Source organism: Actinomadura sp. 1N219, from assembly GCF_044326405.1.
Lineage (GTDB): Bacteria > Actinomycetota > Actinomycetes > Streptosporangiales > Streptosporangiaceae > Spirillospora.
Genome location: NZ_JBIRAY010000001.1, coordinates 330,863 through 347,903 on the forward strand (window position 1 = coordinate 330,863; position 17,041 = coordinate 347,903).

Sequence of the window (17,041 nt, forward strand, 5' to 3'; positions counted from 1 at the left end):
AGGACGAGGCCCATGCCCACTCTCATCATCGTGAGGCTGCGCCCCACCCGGCCGGTCGACGGCGCGGGCTTCACCGCCGCGCTGGCGGGGCTGACCGTCGAGGCGTTCGACCTCGGCTTCGGCTCGACCGTCGACGGCGTCCCCCTCGGCGCGGCGAGCGGGGTGTTCACCTCGACGTCGGTCGCCGACCTCACCGTCGACCTCACCACCACGGCGATCGTCCAGCATTTCGTGGACACCGGCATCCCGCCGAGCCCGCCGACGACGCGCGAGCCCGCGGCGGCGGCCACCGCGGTGATCGTCGCGAACCCGCCCGCCGGCCACCCCGAATACCCGACGGGCACCGCGTTCGACCTGCGGCTGAAGCTCACCCGGAACGGCAGGCAGGTCGCCGACCGGCGGATCGACTTCAACGCGTCCGTCGTCACCGTCGGGGCGCTGCCCACCCTGCTGACGGACGTGGTGGAGCTGGCGCCGAGCGCGTACGCGGTGCTGCCCGCCGTCGCGTCCGGCGCGGGCGCGCACCTGGAGTTGCCGCCGGACGGCGCCCCGCCGGACTTCGCGTCCCTGGTCGGAGCCGTCAACGCGGTCCTCGCCCTCGACCCCGCGGACGGCCGGACGATCGCGCAGCGCACCACGCTCAGCGCGGCGCAGGCGCGGCACGTCGCCGCGGAGATCGAATGGGACCGGGCGATCTACCCGCCGCCGCCCGAGCCGCGCCCGCTCGCCCAGATGTACACCACCCCGCAGCCCGACCCGCTGGTCAAGCCCGAGGACGCCGACAACGACCGGCGCCGCTTCGAAGCCGAGATCGAGGGCTACTACGCGACGCACGACGGGAACGCGCTGCGGCTGACCGGGTACATCTACGCGGCCTGGGCCGCGATGGTGTGCGAGCGGCTCAGCGCGGGCGAGAACCTCACCGGTCCCGGCCCGGCGCAGGGGCCGGTGGACGGGTCGCGCCGCGCCCTGCTGACGTTCCCGCTGCCGTCCGGCACCGGCGACGGGACGACGCTCAAGCACGCGTCCGTGCTGCTCACCGGCGACCCGGCGGGCGCCGCGCTGAATCCGCCGTTCGTCGTCCCGGCCGCGTACTTCTACGCGCTCGGCGCGCAACTCCCGCCGCAGGTGGACGTGCCGCAGCGGTTCGCGATGGCGAGCGCCGACACCGAGGCCAAGGTGCTGGTGACGATCGAGACCGCGATCGAGGCGGGCACGGTCGGGGCCGCGGAGGCGCCCGCCGCGACGGCCGGGTCCACGGCCGCGCTCGTCCCGGCGCAGGCGGCGCGGCGGCTGCGCGCGATCGGGCAGGCCGCGGCGCCCGCTCCGCCCGTCGCGCTGAACGCGTCCGTCCGTCCGCTCGTCGACGCCTGGCTGGCGCACGCCGGGCCGACGCCCACCATCGACGCGGACTTCTGGGGACCGGCGACCGCGTCCGGGCCCGGCGCCGCCGCCTACCTCAGCCTGCTGCTGCACGCCGTCACCGGCGGCTTCGCGCCGCTCATCACCGCGATCACCGCCGAACTCGGGGTGACGACGGCGGCCGGGCTGCGGGCCGTCACCGACGAGCGGTGGCGCGGGCTGTTCCTGCCGCCGGGCGCGCCGCCGCGCCTCGACCTGCTGCCGCCGTTCACCGAGGTCGGGACGGCCAGCACCCCCGAGGACAGGGTCGACGCGTTCCTCCGGCATCTGCGGCAGTTCTTCACCGTCCCGTTCTCCCCGGCGTCGACGACGACGCCTGCGGCGGGGGCCCCGTCCACGCTGGAGCGGCCGAATCCCGACATCTTCGCCGCGTTCGAGGCGCGGTACGCGGCGCACGGCGGCGGCACGTACACGCCGGGCACCCCGCGCGACCCCGACGCGACGCGGTCGGCCGTCCTGGACGTGTTCCCCGGCGACCCGCACGCCCGGACATGGCTGCTCGCGGCGCTCGACGCGATCGACGCGCTGCACGTCCTGACCGCGTTCGCGGGGCCTGGCGAGGCTGCCGCCGAGCTGCGGTTCTCGCTGATGGAGGCCCTGTACGCGCGCGGGTTCACGACGGTCGAGGCGGTGACCGCGCTCAGCCCCGACGACTTCCAGCAGGCCCTGGAAGGGACGATCGGGCACTCCTACGCGGTGCAGATCCAGGAGGCCGCGGGCGGGTCGGCGTCCGCGTCGCCGGGAGAGGGCGAAGGGTTCGCGCCCGTCAACCCGGGGACGCTCACCGACTGCCTGCCGCCCGAGCACCTGTCCCCGTTCGGGCTGGTGGCGTACCTGAGCGAGCTGCTGCGGCTGTCGGCGGCGAGCACCTGCGCGGAGCCGTTCCCGGCGGAGGAGGAGACGCTCGGCGGGCTGCTGGAGGAGCGCCGCGGACCGCTCGGCGACCTGCACGCCACGGAGGCGAACCACGCGACGCCGGTCCCGTCCGTCGACCTCGTCAACGAGAGCCTGGAGCATCTCGCCGCCGCGGTGGCGAGCGGCGGGACGCCGTCCGGCGCCGTCTTCGACACGGCATCGGACGAGGTCGGCGGGCACCCCCTCACCGGCCCGGACGCGCACGACCCGGCCACGCTGCTCGCGGCCGTCCCGGAGCACTCCGCGCCGTCCGCGCCGCTGCCCGCCGCCTACGCCGCGCTGCGCGACGACGCCGGGTCGCCGCCGCTGCCCTACGACCAGGCGCTCGACACCGTCCGCTCCTACCTCCGGGCGGCGGGCACGAGCCGGTACGAGATCATGCGCCGGTTCCGCAAGCGGATCACCGAGTTCGCGCTCGACCCGGCCCACGAGCCGGACGGGTTCGCGGCGTACCGGTGGCGGTATCCCGTCCGGCTGGAGACGGCGCTGGAATACCTGTGCCTGAGCGCGCACGAGTACGCGATGTTCTTCACCCGGACGCCCGGGGAGGAGCCGTCCGAAGGCGTGCCGGCGGCGTGGCGGCTGTACGGGTTCACGGAGGCCCGCGTCGGCAGGACGCACTGGTCGAAGACCGCCGTGCTGCTCCCCGAACTGCTCGCGCGGACCGGCCTGGAGTACTGCGACCTGGCCGAGCTGCAGCGGAGCGAGATCGTCCCGTTCGACCTGGTGGAGATCCCCCGTGGCCGGCGTGGAGGCGACGGCGACGGGAACGGGAACGGGCGGATGCCGGACTGCCCGCCGTGCCATCCGGAGGGGTACCGGGTGCGCTTCCTCGGCGAGCGCGGCGACGCCGACCGCTCCGCCGCGCTCGTCCGGCTCGCGCTGGTCGTGCGGTTGTGGCGGGCCCTGCGCGGCCGCTGCGGCGGCGGCCTGTCGTTCCGGACGCTCGCCGACATCGACGCCGTCCTGTCCCTGTTCACCGCTGAGGGAGCCGTGAACCCGGACTTCCCGCGCCAGCTCGCCGCCCTGCTCATGCTGTGCGACGACCTCCGGCTGCCGCTCGGCGGCGGCGACGAGGCGGGCCCGCTGGGCCGGATCCCGCTCCTCGCCCTGTGGGTGGACAGCGCCACCCACGCCGAGTGGACGCACGCGGCCGCCCTCCTCCTGGACGGCGTCGAGGAGACCGCCGGACGGACGAACCCCGCCCTGGAGACCACCCCCGAACTCATCAAGATCATCGGCGCGAACCTGACCCCGCTGTCGGTGCTGTGCGGCTTCGACCCGGACACGCCGTCCGACACCTGGCACGCCCGGCCCGCCGCCACGCTGCGGTTCGCCGAGGCGCTGCTGAAGATCTACCTGTCCCCGTTCACGGTCGGCGAGCTGCTGTTCCTGTTCACCACGGACGGCCATCTCGGCGGCGACGACCCGTTCCCGCTGCAGGACCGCAACGAGGCCGCCGACGATCCCCTCGGACTCGGTGACACCGAGCCGTTCGACGGCCAGGGCCCGCACTCGCTCTGGACGCTGCGCGCCGCGCTCGGCGACATCGAAGCGCCCGGCGAGGAGGCCGCCTCCTGGACCTGGACGTGGATCGCCGCCTCGCTCCGCAACGACTTCGGATACACCGCGCCCACCGCCGCGCCCGATCCCCTTGACCTGCTCGGCCGCCGCTTCTTCGCCGCCGAGCTGCGCCGCCGGGGGATCCCCGTGAGCGCGGCCGAGACGCGGTTCGCGGTGCCGCTGCCCGCCGCCGACACCTCCCCGGACATGTGGGCGGGCGGCCCGCCGGAAGGCGGCTTCGCCTACGACCGCGCCGCCGAGGAGCTGTACTGCCTGCTGCCGCTGCGGGACACCGACGTCCTCGGCCGGCTGCTGCGGCTGCGTCCGCTCAACCCGGTCGAGCGCCGCGCCGTCCGCGACCTGTACTTCGCGCCCCGGGCCGCGTGGGCGCCGTTCGCCGCGCTGTTCGAGAACCCGGTGCAGGCCATCGAGTCGCTCGTCCAGGAAGGGGACGACGACTCCCGGTTCGCCCTGTTCCAGAAGGCGTACGCGCTGTTCGTGCGGCGCTGCCGGATCATCGCCGAGCACCTGGCCAGGCACGTCCTCGCCGCGACCGGCGCCGACCCCGGCGACCCCGATCCGACGACGGACGCCGCGTGGCTGATCCTGCGCGGGCTCTGGGCGGACGAGAACTTCGGGTTGACCCCGTGGGAGGACGACTCGGGCGCCCCGCCGGACGTCACCTGGCCTTGGCGGCCTGGCGCGGGCGCCTTCGCCGCGCTGCTCGGCCTGCGCGGGACCGGCATCGTCGGCACGTACCGTCCGGACGTTCCGCGCGGCGCTCTGCGGTGGCGGGAAGTGCGCGGGCCGCTGAGCGCGTTCGGGGACGTCCGGAACGCGTTGAACGCGCCCGTGCCGACCGTCCTCCCGGCGATGGACCTGGAGCTGACGGAGGAGCAGGAGCGGTACGTCAGCGTCCGAAATGGTCTCGCACTCCTGGACGCGACGGGCGAGCCGCTCGGCGGGGCCGAGCCGTTCGCGGTGCGCTGGCACGGCATGCTGCTGGTGGAGCACGAAGGCGTCTACCGCTTCAACGCCGGCGAGACGTCCGGCCACGCCGATGACCACGACCACGACCACGACCGGCATGACGAGCATGGGGATTGGTGCGAGGGGCGGCGCTGGCGGGTCGTCCTGCGCCGGGGGCAGCGCACCTGGGCCGTCCTCAACCACGGGATGCCGGGCGACGAGGCGCCGGGCCACGTGTCCGGGCCGCTGCGGCTGCGGCGCGGCGTGTACGAGATCACGATCGAGGCCCGGCAGGTCGAGCCGGCGTTCACCGGACGCGCCGACACCGAGCCCGCCCGCACCGGATTCCGGTTCGGCTACGCCGGGCCCGACACCGGCGACGCCGTCGCCACCCTCCCGTTCGACCGGCTGTTCCGTCCCGCGAAGCCCACGACGCTCGGCGACGGCGTCGTCCGCGACCCGACCGATGAAACGGCCGCGGGCGGGCGGGCGCTGTCCGTCATCCGGCCGGGGGAGAACGCCGCCGCCTGGCTGAACGGCCTCTACGTCAGCAGCCTGCGCGACATCCGGCGCACCTACCAGCGGGCCTTCAAGGCGCTGCTCGTGGCGCACCGGTTCGGGCTGTCCGCGCAGCCGGTGCCCGGCTACCGGCAGTCCGAGCTGGGATACCTGCTCGCGCATGCCGAGACGTTCGCGGGCACGTCCCATCTCCGCACCGGGGCCGCGTCCTTCGGCACCCACCGCGCCTGGCTCTCGCCCGACCTGCTGCCCGTCGGCGACCCGTACCTGACCAACGTCGTGGACGACCAGCGCAGCGACCCGGGGCGTCCGCGCCAGGCCGCGCTCTTCGACGTCTGGGAGCGCCTCTACGACTACGCCGACCTGCGGCACGACACCGGGGCGGCGCGCGAGCGCCCGGCCTGGCTGCTGTTCGCCGAAGTGTCCGAGCAGCAGCCGGACGACCCCGTCAACCTCCTGCGGCACCTCGGCGTGGACGCCCGGCACGCGCCCCTCGTCAGCGCCTACTTCGACGTCCCGCCCGACCCGTACCGGCTTGGCCCGCACGACCTGGAGGACGAGCGCTGGGCGATCCGCGCCTGGCTCGGCTCGCGGCTGCTACACCGGATCACGGGTCACCTCGTCCCGCGCGACATCGGCGCCGCCCACCCCTACCTGTGGGCGGCCGACGAACCCGGCGCCCCGGTCGGGACGCCGCCGCTCTCCGGCGCCGCCGACCTCATCCGGTTCGTCGAGGACGCCTACATCGAGAACGGGCAGCCGCGCCGCTACACCGACCTGCGGAAACTCAACGACGGTCTGCGCGAGCGGGCCCGGCGGGCGCTACTGGCCTACTTGAGCGGTCCGGGACGGTTCGCCGCCACCCCCGGGGACCTGTCGGACCTCCTCCTTCAGGACGTCCAGGCGGGCCTCGTCCAGCGGGTGACCCGGATCGAGGACGGCGTCGCGGCCGTCCAGGCGCTCATGCAGCGCGCGTTGCTCGGCGCCGAGCCGTCGCTGCCCATTCCCTATGCGCTGCGCAAACTGTGGCGGAACCGGTTCGCGACGTTCGCGCAATGGCGTGTGTGCGCGCAGCGCGAGGCATACCCGGAGAACTGGATCGAGTGGGACGACCTGCACGAAGCCCGCCGGTCGGAGGCGTTCCGCATGCTGGACGCGCGGCTCCGCGAGGACTCGCTCACCGTCCCGGTTCCCGGCGGCCTGGCCTGGTGGCGCGGAACCCGTCCGCCGGAGCACCCCGCCCTCACCCTGCTCCAGGACGGGACCCTCGCCGCCGAGCGGCTGCTGTCCCCCGCGCCGGAGGGCCTCGGGCTCCTCGGCACCCCGGCCCCGCCCGCGCAACCGTCCTGGCTGGCCCCGATCGCCCTGCCCGCAGCGACCAACGGAAACGGCAACGGCGAAGGTGATAGGGCAGTCGATCTCCACGTGCGGAAGCTGCCGCTGTGGCTTACGGCGGCGATCTCGCTCGGGGTCCCGTTCGTCCGGATCGCGGCCGCGGGGATCCCGCCCGCGTCGGCGCATCTCGCTCCGTTCGGGCATGCCGCCGGCTGCTGCCGGGACTGCGGCGAAGACCGTCCCGAGGACGGCGTCGACGAGTACTACTTCTGGCTGGCGGGCGCCGCGCTGTACGACGACGCCGACGCGGTCCAGGACGCCGACGCCGGTGTCGTGGTCTCGACCCCGGAGGGGCCCGCCGACCAGACCTCCGACTGGCATCGTCCCGACAAGCTGCCCGGCCTCCTCGCCTGGCCGCCGGACGACGGCGCGCACCTGTTCTGGTGCCGCGTCCGCAACGGCCGGTTCGAGCCGCCGCGAAGGAGCGCCGAGGCGGTGCGCCTGCGGTCCGGCCACGGCGCGCTGCGGCTGGTGTTCGAGGGACGCACGGGCGACTCGCTCCGCTTCACCGTCCCGGACGCGGAGCCGCCGACCGGCCACTCCGACCCCACGGCGCCGGGATTCCGCTACGACATGCCGCCGGACGACGCGGTCGTCCTGCCCCTGGTCACGGCCCCCGACCCGCCGGACGTCACCTACCCCGGCGCGATGGCCGCATACCCGTACTTCACGATGAGGCCGCCGGGCGCGCTGCTCCTGCCGCTGTCGCCGTTCCCGGTCGCGGCGGCCGTCGCGGGCGCGCTGCGCGCCCACTGCCGCCACGAGGCGGCGCTGGCCTGGTACAACGTCGCCCACCGTCCGCTGGAGTCCGACAACACGTGGCGGACGTCCTCGTTCGGCACCGACGTGGCGCGGCGTCAGGACGTCGTCCTGTCCTACGCCGAGACCCTCGCCCAGGCCGCGGACGCCGCGTTCGCGCGGGGCGACCTGGAGGGGGCGCGGCAGGCCCGCGTCCTGCTCGACGTCCTGGCCCGCCTGCTCGGCCGCCCGCCGAGGCGGATCGCCGCCGGGCCCGACGACGACCCCGCCGAGCTCGCGGACTTCTTCGCCCGTCCCGCCCCGCTGAACCCGCGCCTCCTCGCCCTCTACGAACGGGCGGGCGACCGGCTGGCGCTCGTCCGGCACGACATCGACGCCCACCGGCTGCACCGAGGCCCGGACGTGCCCGCCGACGCCGCGGACGTCTGCGCGGACGGCTGCGACGGGACGTCCTGCCATGGTCCGGTCGGCCCGTACCGGTTCACCTTCCTCGTCGGCAAGGCGCTGGAACTGGCCGGGGAGGTCCGCGGGCTCGGCGCGAGCCTGCTGGCCGCCTACGAGAAGGGCGACGCCGAGGCCCTCGCCTCGCTGCGCGCGACGCACGAGCGGCAGCTCGCCGAGCTGGGCCTGCGGACGCGGCAGTTCCAGTGGCGGGAGGCCGACTGGCAGGTGCAGGCGCTGCAGAAGACCAAGCAGGGGGCGCTGACGAGGCTGGCGTACCACCAGGCGCTGCTCCGCGCGGGCAACAACGCGGGCGAGATCGGGTACGAGGCCATGACCGTGGTGTCGACCGCCTCCCGGATCGCGGGCAACGTGTCCGAGGGCATCGCCCAGGGCATCGGCCTGTCGCCCGACTTCTGGCTGGGCGTCGCCGGCTTCGCGGGCACCCCGCTCCAGTTCAACCAGTTCCCGCTGGGCAACAAGCTCGCGGCGGGCTTCAGCACGGCCGCCCGGATCCTGAGCTCGGTCGCGGAGAACGCCGGCACGACCGGCGGCCTCAGCCTCACCGAGGGCGGCTGGCAGCGCCGCGACGACGAATGGCGGCACCAGGTCCAGGTGATCGGCGTCGAGCTGCAGCAGATCGAACGGCAGATCCTCGCAGCCGAACGGCACCGCGACGCGGCGCTGCGCGACCTGAACGTCCAGCGGCGGCAGATCGAGCACGGCCGCGAGGTCCAGGACTACCTGCGCGACCGGTTCTCCAGCGCCGAGCTGTACCTGCACCTGCAACGCGAGACCGCCGCGCTGCACCGCCAGCTGTACGACCTCGCGCTGAGGCTCGCCCGGCGGGCACGGCGGGCCTTCGTCCACGAGCGCGGTCCCGGCACCCCGGCCCCCGCCCTGCCCTCGTCCGCCTGGGACTCGCTCCGCGACGGCCTCCTCGCCGGGGAACGCCTGCACCTGGCGCTGCGCCGCATCGAGACCGCCTACATCGAGGAGAACTGCCGCGAGTACGAGCTGACCCGGCACCTTTCCCTGCGCGCCGACTTCCCGATGGCGTTCCTGCAGCTCCAGCAGACCGGCTACTGCGAGATCGAGATCCCGGAATGGCTGCTCGACCTCGACCATCCCGGCCACTACATGCGGCGGATCAAGAACGTCACCCTGACGATCCCGTGCGTGGTGGGCCCCTTCACCAGCATCAACTGCCGGCTGACGCTGCTGAGCAGCCAGACGCGCGTCGACCCGTCCCTGCGCGACGCACCCGCCCGCTGCTGCAACGCCCCATCTGCCCCGTCCGCGCCCGGCCCCTGCCGCTGCCCGGCCGGCGGAACGCCCCGCACCTGCCCCTGCGCGACCGGCGGCTGCGCGAGCTGCGGGTCGGCCTGCGATCCGACCGCCGGTTACGGCCCCGGCCCGGACGACCCCCGCATCGTCCACGCCCACGACGCGACCGAGGCCATCGCCACGTCCAGCGGCCAGAACGACTCCGGCATGTTCGAGCTGAACTTCCGCGACGAGCGCTACCTGCCGTTCGAGTTCCGCGGCGCGGTCAGCCGCTGGCGGGTCGAACTGCCGCCCGAGGACAACCGCTTCCCGCTCGGCAGCCTCAGCGACCTGGTCATGCTCGTCAACTACACCGCGCGGGAGGGCGGCGACGTCCTGCGCGCCGCCGCCCGCGCCGCCGCCGCGCACCGGCTCCCCGGCTCTGGGCTGCGGCTCATCGACGTCCGCCGGGACCTCCCCGACGACTGGTACCGCCTCCAGACCCCGGAAAGCCGCTGGCCGCTGCGCTTGACCCGCGAGCTGTTCCCGTACGTCCCCGGCGGGTGCGACCTCAGCGTCACGCGGATCGAGCTGTTCATCGAACTGGACGACCCGGGCTGCGCGTCCGTCCTGCCCGCCCTGTTCTTCCCCCACCACGCCCACGGCCCGGACGAACCGTGCACCTGCTCCGGCATCCCGGTCGACTGCGTGACGAGCGCCGACTGGCCCTGCCTGTACCACGGCGTCCTGGAAACGGACCTCCCAGTAAGCCCGCGTCCGTCCGGCGCCTTCCTCTTCCCACCCCTCCCCACCAAATTCACCGCCCTTCACCTCCTCTGCACCTACGAGACGAATGGAGCACCCACGAGGGCCACATGAGTCCGCCCGGCGGAGCGGTCAGCGGCGTTTGGCGGTGAAGGTCAGGTGGGTGACGCCGCTCGGTGTGGAGACGGCCTCGATGTCGTACGCCTCCTCCAGCGACTCCAGGCCGTCCCAGAGGCGGACGCCGCGGCCGAGCACGATCGGGACCTGGACGAGGTGCATGTGGTCGACCAGACCCTCGGTGAGGAAGTCGCGCACCACCGAGGGGCCGCCGCCGAGGCGGACGTCCAGGCCGCCGGCCGCCTCGCGGGCCGTCTGGAGCGCGTCGGCGGGTGAGGCGTCCAGGAAGTGGAAGGTGGTGCCGCCTTCCATCTCGATGGACGGACGCGGCCGGTGGGTGAGCACGAAGACCGGAGTGTGGAACGGCGGGTTCGCGCCCCACGGGCCCTTGTAGCCGGGGTCGTCCTGCCATCCGGGCGGGCCGAACTTGCCGGCGCCCATGATCTCGGCGCCGAAGCCGTGCCCGTGCATCGCGGCGAACGCGTGGTCGGCGCCGGTGCTGCCGCCCTGCGCGCCGCCCATCTCGTACCAGAACCGGGTGGCGAACATCCACTCGTGCAGGCGCTCGCCCGCGTGCCCGAACGGGGCGTTCGCGGCCTGGCCCTCGCCGGTGGCGAAGCCGTCGAGCGAGATCGAGAAGTTGTGAACGCGAACCTCGGACATCGGAGTCCTCCTTCGATCCATCGGCACCCCTCCGGTGCCGTCACGAGAAGGTCGGAGCCGACCTCGCCGCCTCGACATCACATCACCGACTTCGGACGTCTACCCCGCCACGTCCGCCTCTACCTGGCCCCGCACCTGCTGCGACTTGTTTTCCACGGCCTGTTTGTAGAGGTGGCCGGCGCGGTAGCTGGAGCGGACCAACGGGCCTGACATCACACCGGCGAAGCCGATTTCCTTGGCCTCGGACGACAGTTCCACGAATTCCTCTGGCTTCACCCAGCGCTCCACAGGGTGATGACGAGGGCTGGGACGCAGGTACTGGGTGATGGTGATCAGGTCGCATCCCGCCTGGCGCAGATCTCGTAGCGCCTGCGACACCTCGGCGCGGGTCTCACCCATGCCCAGGATCAGGTTGGACTTGGTGACCAGGCCGTCGGCGCGGGCGGCGGTGATGACGTCCAGGGACCGCTTGTAGCGGAAGGCCGGACGGATCCGCTTGAAGATCCGCGGCACCGTCTCCACGTTGTGCGCCAGCACCTCCGGCCGGGACGAGAACACCTCGGCGAGCTGCTCGCGGTCGGCGTTGAAGTCCGGGATCAACAGCTCGACGCCGCAGCCGGGAACGGCGGCATGGATCCGCCGGACGGTCTCCGCGTACAACCACGCGCCGCCGTCGTCCAGGTCGTCGCGGGCGACGCCGGTCACGGTGGCGTATTTCAGGCCCATCGTCGCGACCGACTCGGCGACGCGGCGCGGCTCGTCCCGGTCCAGCGGGGCGGGCTTGCCGGTGTCGATCTGGCAGAAGTCGCAGCGCCGGGTGCACTGGTCGCCGCCGATCAGGAACGTGGCCTCCCTGTCCTCCCAGCATTCGGAGATGTTGGGGCAAGCGGCCTCCTGGCAAACGGTGTGCAGCCCTGCGGAGGTCACCAACTGGTCCAGCTCCCGGTACTGCGGTCCCGCGTGGGCGCGGACGCGCAGCCACTCCGGCTTGCGCTCGATCGGGACCTCGGCATTGCGCGCCTCGATGCGCAGCGGCTTTCGTCCGGTGGTCACGTGAGCTGCCCTTCCAGTGCGGGGACGATCTCTCGGGTGACGCGCGTGCGAGCCACGACCCCGCCGCCGCGCAGGACGATCCGGTCCTCGCTCGCGGCGGCGACGGCCTCGTCCAGGTCCGCCGCCCGGATCGCGAGGAGGTCGGCGGGGCTGCCGACGTCCAGCGCGACGGGCGGGAGCCCGAGGGCGGCGCGGGCGTGCGCGGTGACCGACTCCCACGCGTCGGCGACGGGCAGGTGCGCTGCGGCGACCAGGAGCGACGCCGTCTCGAACGGGTCGATGCGGCCGAGCGGGTTGAACGGGTCGCGCCAGTTGTCGCCGCCGCCCGCGACGACGACTCCGGCTTCGCGCAGGGACGCCACGGCGGTCAGCCCGCGCGGTGTGCGCGTGGGCTCGGCGCGGCCCTGGAGGTAGAGGTTGGTCTGGGGGAGCGTCACGACGGCGATGCCCGCGTCGGCCAGCGCGCGGCTCACCTCGCGGCAGGTCGCGGGGTCCTGCTGGCCGAGGCTGACGCAGTGGGAGGCCGTGGCGCGTCCGTGGAGGCCGCGGCGGGCGACCTCGTCGGCGAACCGGCGCAGGGTGAGCATGTCCGGGTCGGTGGTCTCGTCGAGGTGCAGGTCGAGGGGCAGTCCGGCCTCGTCCGCGGCCGCGACCAGGGTGCGGACGGCCGCGTGGGGGTTCGGGTCCAGGGCCGGGGCTCCGCCGACGACGTCGGCGCCGAGTTCGATGGCCTCGGCGAGCAGGCGCCGGTGGTGGCGTCCGGCCGCTCCGGCGACGGGCGCGGCGGTCAGCGCGACGATCTGGAGGTCGACCAGCCCGGCGGCGGCGTGCTCGCGCAGGTTCGCCAGCGCGCGGACGGACCGGACGCCGATGCCCTCGCCGACGTCCGCGTGCGAGCGCACGGCGGTGTATCCGTGGGCCAGCGCGGTCTGCAGGGCCTCGGTGGCGCGGGAGCGGAGGTCGTCCTCGTCCATCGTCGCGTAGGCCGAGCGGATCGCGGTGACCGCTCCGTCCAGGTCGCCGGACGGGTTGGGCGCGCGGCGGGCCAGCAGCGCCTTGTCGAGATGGGCGTGCGGCTCCGCCGCGGACGGCAGCAGCAGGTATCCGGCCAGGTCGAGACGGTCGGCGTCGGCGGCGCGAGGGTCGGCGGCGGCGTCCGCGCCGAGCGCGGCGACGCGCCCGCCGGCGATCAGGACGTCGGTCGTCCCGCCCTCGCGGGTGGTGGCCCGTTCCAGTAGCACGTGGTCGATCATCCCTGGCTCAACTGGCAAGATGTATGACATGTTGACAGTAACTGGACTGATGTGTGGAGGCAAGTAATGCGCGGTCTCGGCGGAGCGAAGATCCTGGTCACGGGGGCGGGCGGCGCCATCGGCCGCGCCGTCGTGCGCCGGTTGGGCGACGAGGGGGCCACGGTCGCGGGCGTCGACCTCAAGGCCCCGGACCCGGACGGCCTGGCATGCGCGATCGCCGCCGACGTCACCGATGAGGCGGACATGGCACGCGCGACCGCCGCCGCGACGGACGAACTCGGCGGCGTGGACGGCCTGGTCGCGATGGCGGGCATCCAGGCGTCCGCCCCGACGCACGAGCTCGACCTCGCCACGTTCCGCAACGTCCTGGACGTGAGCGCGGTCGGCACCTTCCTGGCGATGAAGTCCGTCCTGCCCGGGATGCTCGCCCAGGGCGGCGGCCGCATCGTGACGTTCGGCTCGACGGCGTCGGTCTGTGCGGCACCGCGGCTGGCCGCCTACGCCGCCGCCAAGGGGGCGGTGCTCCAGCTCACCCGCTCGGTCGCCGTCGAGTACGCGGACCGCGGCATCCGGGCCAACTGCGTCTGCCCCGGCGGGGTGGAGACGCCGATGCTCGCGGCGATCGACGCCGCGCGGACCGGCCCCGACCACTTCAAGGAGGGCCATCCGATCGGCCGCTACGCCGACCCGGCGGAGATCGCGGCGGTGGTCGCGTTCCTGCTCTCGGACGAGTCGTCCTACGTCCTGGGCGCGGCGGTCATGGCGGACGGCGGCTTCTCGGCCGGCTGACCCCGACTCCGTGACAACTGCTTCATATCAGTCATAACATGTATTACCAGTTGCCGGACGAACCTGCCGGACGGACCCGACGGAAGGACGCCATGACGCAAGCGACCCGGGAGGGGGCCCTCGACCTCCTCGAACGCATGATCCTCATCCGCAGATTCGAGGAGAAGGCGGCGCGGCAGCGGGCGGGGGGCCTCATCCCCGGCTTCCTGCACCCCTACATCGGCCAGGAGGCGGTGGCGGCCGGCGTCTGCGCGGCCCTCGGCCCGGACGACGTGCTGACGTCCACCCACCGCGGGCACGGCCACATGCTCGCCCGCGGCGCGGACCCGGCCCGGATGTACGCCGAGCTGTTCGGCCGCACCGCCGGCTACAACCGCGGCAAGGGCGGCTCGCTGCACATGATCGACGTGGAGCTGGGCTTCCTCGGCGCCAACGGCATCGTGGCGGGCGGCATCCCGCTCGCCACCGGCGCGGCGCTGCAGCTCAAGCGGCGCGGCTCGGACGGCCTCGCGGTCACCTTCTTCGGGGACGGCGCGTCCAACGAGGGCGCCTTCCACGAGTCGCTGAACCTGGCCGCGCTGTGGAAGCTGCCGGTGCTGTTCGTCTGCGAGAACAACCTCTACGGCGAGTTCACCCGGCAGGACCGCCACCAGGTGATCACCGACGTGGCCGACCGCGCCGCGTCCTACGGCATGCCCGGGGTCGTGGTGGACGGCAACGACGTCGACGCCGTCCGCGACGCCACCGCCGAGGCCGCCGCCCGCGCCCGCGCCGGGGACGGCCCGACCCTGATCGAGGCCAAGACCTACCGGCACCGCGGCCACTTCGAGGGCGACATGGCCCGCTACCGGCCCAAGGACGAGGTCGCGCACTGGATGGCGCGCGACCCGATCGACCTGCTGGCCGCGAAGCTCGCCGAGGAAGATGTCACGGCCGTGCGCGACGCCGTCGAGAAGCGGCTCGACGACGCCATCGCCTGGGCGGCCGAGCAGGAGCATCCCCAGCCCGAGGACGCCCTGGACCACGTGTACGTCGACTCGCTCGGAGGGGCGGCCCTGCGATGACCAAGTTCACCTACGCGGACGCGATCCGGCAGGCCATCGGCGAGGAGATGGAGCGCGACCCGTCCGTCTTCCTCATCGGCGAGGACGTCGGCGAGCCAGGCGGCGTGTTCGGCGTCACCAAGGGCCTGTGGGACCAGTTCGGCGCGGACCGGCTCTGGGACACCCCGATCTCGGAGGAGGCCATCGTCGGCGCCGCGGTCGGCGCGGCGCTGGTCGGCGCCCGCCCGATCGCCGAGATCATGTTCGGCGACTTCGTCACGCTGGCGATGGACATGATCGTCAACCAGGCGGCGAAGACGCACTACATGACCGGCGGGCGGCTGTCCGCGCCGATGGTCGTCCGGATGGTCACCGGCACGTCCGGCTCGACGGCCGCGCAGCACTCGCAGTCGCTGGAGTCGTGGTTCGTCAACGTCCCAGGTCTCAAGGTCGTGGCGCCCTCAACGCCGCACGACGCCAAGGGCCTGCTCAGGCAGGCCATCCGGGACCCCGACCCGGTGATCTTCTTCGAGCACAAGCAGCAGTACGGCGGCCGGGGCGGCCCGGCCGGGGACGTGGTCGAGGTCGAGCCGATCCCGTTCGGGACGGGCAAGGTGCACCGCGAGGGCACGGACGTCACGGTCGTGTCCTACCTCAAGACGCGCGAGCACGCGTCCGCCGCCGCCGAGACGCTGGCGGAGGAGGGCATCTCCTGCGAGGTGTTCGACCCGCGCACGCTCGTCCCCTTCGACCGGGCGGGACTGCGCGCCTCGATCGCCAAGACCGGACGGCTGGTGATCGCGCACGAGGCCCCGACCCGCGGCGGCTTCGGCGCCGAGATCGCGGCCTGGGCGGCGGACGAATGCCACGAACTGCTGCGCGCGCCGATCGTCCGGGTGGGGGCGCTCAACACCCCCGTCCCGTACGCGCCCGTGCTGGAGAACCACACGCTGCCCGGCGCGGACCGGATCGCCGCGTCCGTCCGCCGGCTGCTCGACAAGGAACCCGCCAAGGAACCCGCCAAGGAAGGAGACCGCTGATGGCCGAGACCTACCCGATGCCCAAGTGGGGGCTGTCGATGGAGGAGGGCGTCATCTCCGAATGGCAGATCGAGCCCGGCCAGGCGGTGACCGAGGGCCAGGTGCTGGCCGTGGTCGAGACCGACAAGATCGAGGTCGAGCTGGAGGCCCCGGTGGACGGCGTCTTCGCCAAGGCGCTGGCCGCCCCCGGCGACGAGGTCGCGGTCGGCGCGCCGGTGATGGTGATCGCCGGCGACCAGGCCGACTACGACTCCTTCGCCGCGGGTTCGTGACGCCGCCGCGAAAGGCACAGGTCGTGCCCGGTTTCCGGGCCGGGACGTGGGTGAGCGCCACCCATCAGATCCGGGAGCAGCTCCTGCGCGGCATCCGGCAGGGCGAGCTCGCGCCGGGCTCGGTCCTGCCGTCCGAGCGGGAGCTGTGCGAGGTGTTCGGGGTCAGCCGCGTCAGCGTCCGCGAGGCCATCGCCGGGCTGGAGGCGATGGGGCTGGTCAGCGTCCGGCACGGGCGCGGGACGTTCGTCCGGGACGGTTCCGCCGCGCGCTACGAGGATTCGTTCGGCCGCTACCTGGAGCTCCACCGCGGCCAGCTGGTCGAGCTGCTCGCCGTACGCGGCGCGCTCGACCGGCTCGCCGCGCAGGAGGCCGCCGTGAACGGCCCGCCCGAGCGGGTGGAGCGGATGGTCGAGGCGCACCGTGCCTTCCTGGACGCGGCCGCCGCCCCCCGCCCCGAGTTCGACCGCATCGCCGAGCTGGACGTCGCGTTCCACGTGTCGGTGGCGCAGGCCGGGGCGGGCGGGCTGCTGCCCGTCCTGCTCACCGACCTGCACGGGCTGCTCACCGAGTCGCGGCTGATCACCCTGGCTCGGCCGGGGCAGGCGTCCCGCTCGGTGGTCGAGCACCAGGCGATCGTCGACGCCGTCCTCGCCGGCGACCCCGCGGAAGCGGGCCTTCGCGCCGACGAACACGTGGCCCGCGTCCGCCGCTGGATCGCCGACTTCCGCGCCCCGACCTGACCGGCTCCCAACATGACCAGGAGGGGCACCCCACCGGGGTGCCCCTCCTTCCTGTCC

General features: G+C 73.9%; 9 protein-coding genes. 6 read left to right on the plus strand and 3 right to left on the minus strand.

Annotation, left to right across the window (positions count from 1 at the left end; translation table 11 throughout):
* The first annotated feature begins 12 nt into the window (after positions 1-12).
* Entirely contained in the window at positions 13-10,128 is a 10,116-nt protein-coding gene (locus tag ACH35V_RS01595; RefSeq protein WP_395969676.1) for a neuraminidase-like domain-containing protein, read from the plus strand.
* Positions 10,129-10,146: 18 nt separating this feature from the next.
* Here ACH35V_RS01595 and ACH35V_RS01600 read toward each other — a convergent pair whose 3' ends face one another.
* The 3 genes from ACH35V_RS01600 to ACH35V_RS01610 form a co-directional block, all read right to left on the minus strand.
* Positions 10,147-10,794: a dihydrofolate reductase family protein gene (locus ACH35V_RS01600; RefSeq protein WP_395969677.1), complete on the minus strand. Its 648-nt coding sequence runs from the start codon at positions 10,792-10,794 to the stop codon at positions 10,147-10,149.
* Positions 10,795-10,893: 99 nt separating this feature from the next.
* Positions 10,894-11,847, minus strand: a complete 954-nt coding sequence (gene lipA, locus ACH35V_RS01605; protein WP_395969678.1) for a lipoyl synthase — start codon at positions 11,845-11,847, stop codon at positions 10,894-10,896.
* Positions 11,844-13,100, minus strand: coding sequence for an amidohydrolase family protein (locus ACH35V_RS01610; RefSeq protein WP_395969679.1), 1,257 nt, complete (start codon positions 13,098-13,100; stop codon positions 11,844-11,846). Before ACH35V_RS01610 ends, lipA begins: the two co-directional genes overlap by 4 nt.
* Positions 13,101-13,166: 66 nt before the next feature.
* Here ACH35V_RS01610 and ACH35V_RS01615 point away from each other — a divergent pair, with 66 nt between their 5' ends.
* From ACH35V_RS01615 to ACH35V_RS01635, 5 genes are all read left to right on the plus strand, one after another.
* Complete coding sequence (locus tag ACH35V_RS01615; protein WP_395969680.1) at positions 13,167-13,889, plus strand: SDR family NAD(P)-dependent oxidoreductase; 723 nt, start codon at positions 13,167-13,169, stop codon at positions 13,887-13,889.
* A gap of 92 nt (positions 13,890-13,981) precedes the next feature.
* A complete protein-coding gene (locus tag ACH35V_RS01620; protein ID WP_395969681.1) occupies positions 13,982-14,953 on the plus strand; it encodes a thiamine pyrophosphate-dependent dehydrogenase E1 component subunit alpha in 972 nt (323 codons plus the stop codon).
* Positions 14,950-15,972 carry an alpha-ketoacid dehydrogenase subunit beta gene (locus ACH35V_RS01625; RefSeq protein ID WP_395969682.1) on the plus strand — a complete coding sequence of 341 codons (1,023 nt, stop codon included), beginning with the start codon at positions 14,950-14,952 and terminating at the stop codon, positions 15,970-15,972. The genes ACH35V_RS01620 and ACH35V_RS01625 overlap by 4 nt, the downstream gene beginning before the upstream one ends.
* Positions 15,972-16,244 (plus strand): biotin/lipoyl-containing protein, encoded by a 273-nt coding sequence (locus tag ACH35V_RS01630; protein ID WP_395969683.1) that lies wholly within the window; start codon positions 15,972-15,974, stop codon positions 16,242-16,244. The genes ACH35V_RS01625 and ACH35V_RS01630 overlap by 1 nt, the downstream gene beginning before the upstream one ends.
* Before the next feature lie 50 nt (positions 16,245-16,294).
* Entirely contained in the window at positions 16,295-16,984 is a 690-nt protein-coding gene (locus ACH35V_RS01635; protein ID WP_395969684.1) for a FadR/GntR family transcriptional regulator, read from the plus strand.
* The last annotated feature ends 57 nt before the right edge of the window (positions 16,985-17,041 follow it).

Bases quoted from the DNA above. Each gene is read 5' to 3' on its own strand.
- ACH35V_RS01610 (WP_395969679.1), bottom strand. From the start codon at position 13,100: ATGATCGACCACGTGCTACTGGAACGGGCCACCACCCGCGAGGGCGGG.
- ACH35V_RS01620 (WP_395969681.1), top strand. From the start codon at position 13,982: ATGACGCAAGCGACCCGGGAGGGGGCCCTCGACCTCCTCGAACGCATG.
- ACH35V_RS01625 (WP_395969682.1), top strand. From the start codon at position 14,950: ATGACCAAGTTCACCTACGCGGACGCGATCCGGCAGGCCATCGGCGAG.
- ACH35V_RS01600 (WP_395969677.1), bottom strand. From the start codon at position 10,794: ATGTCCGAGGTTCGCGTTCACAACTTCTCGATCTCGCTCGACGGCTTC.
- ACH35V_RS01595 (WP_395969676.1), top strand. From the start codon at position 13: ATGCCCACTCTCATCATCGTGAGGCTGCGCCCCACCCGGCCGGTCGAC.
- ACH35V_RS01630 (WP_395969683.1), top strand. From the start codon at position 15,972: ATGGCCGAGACCTACCCGATGCCCAAGTGGGGGCTGTCGATGGAGGAG.
- ACH35V_RS01615 (WP_395969680.1), top strand. From the start codon at position 13,167: ATGCGCGGTCTCGGCGGAGCGAAGATCCTGGTCACGGGGGCGGGCGGC.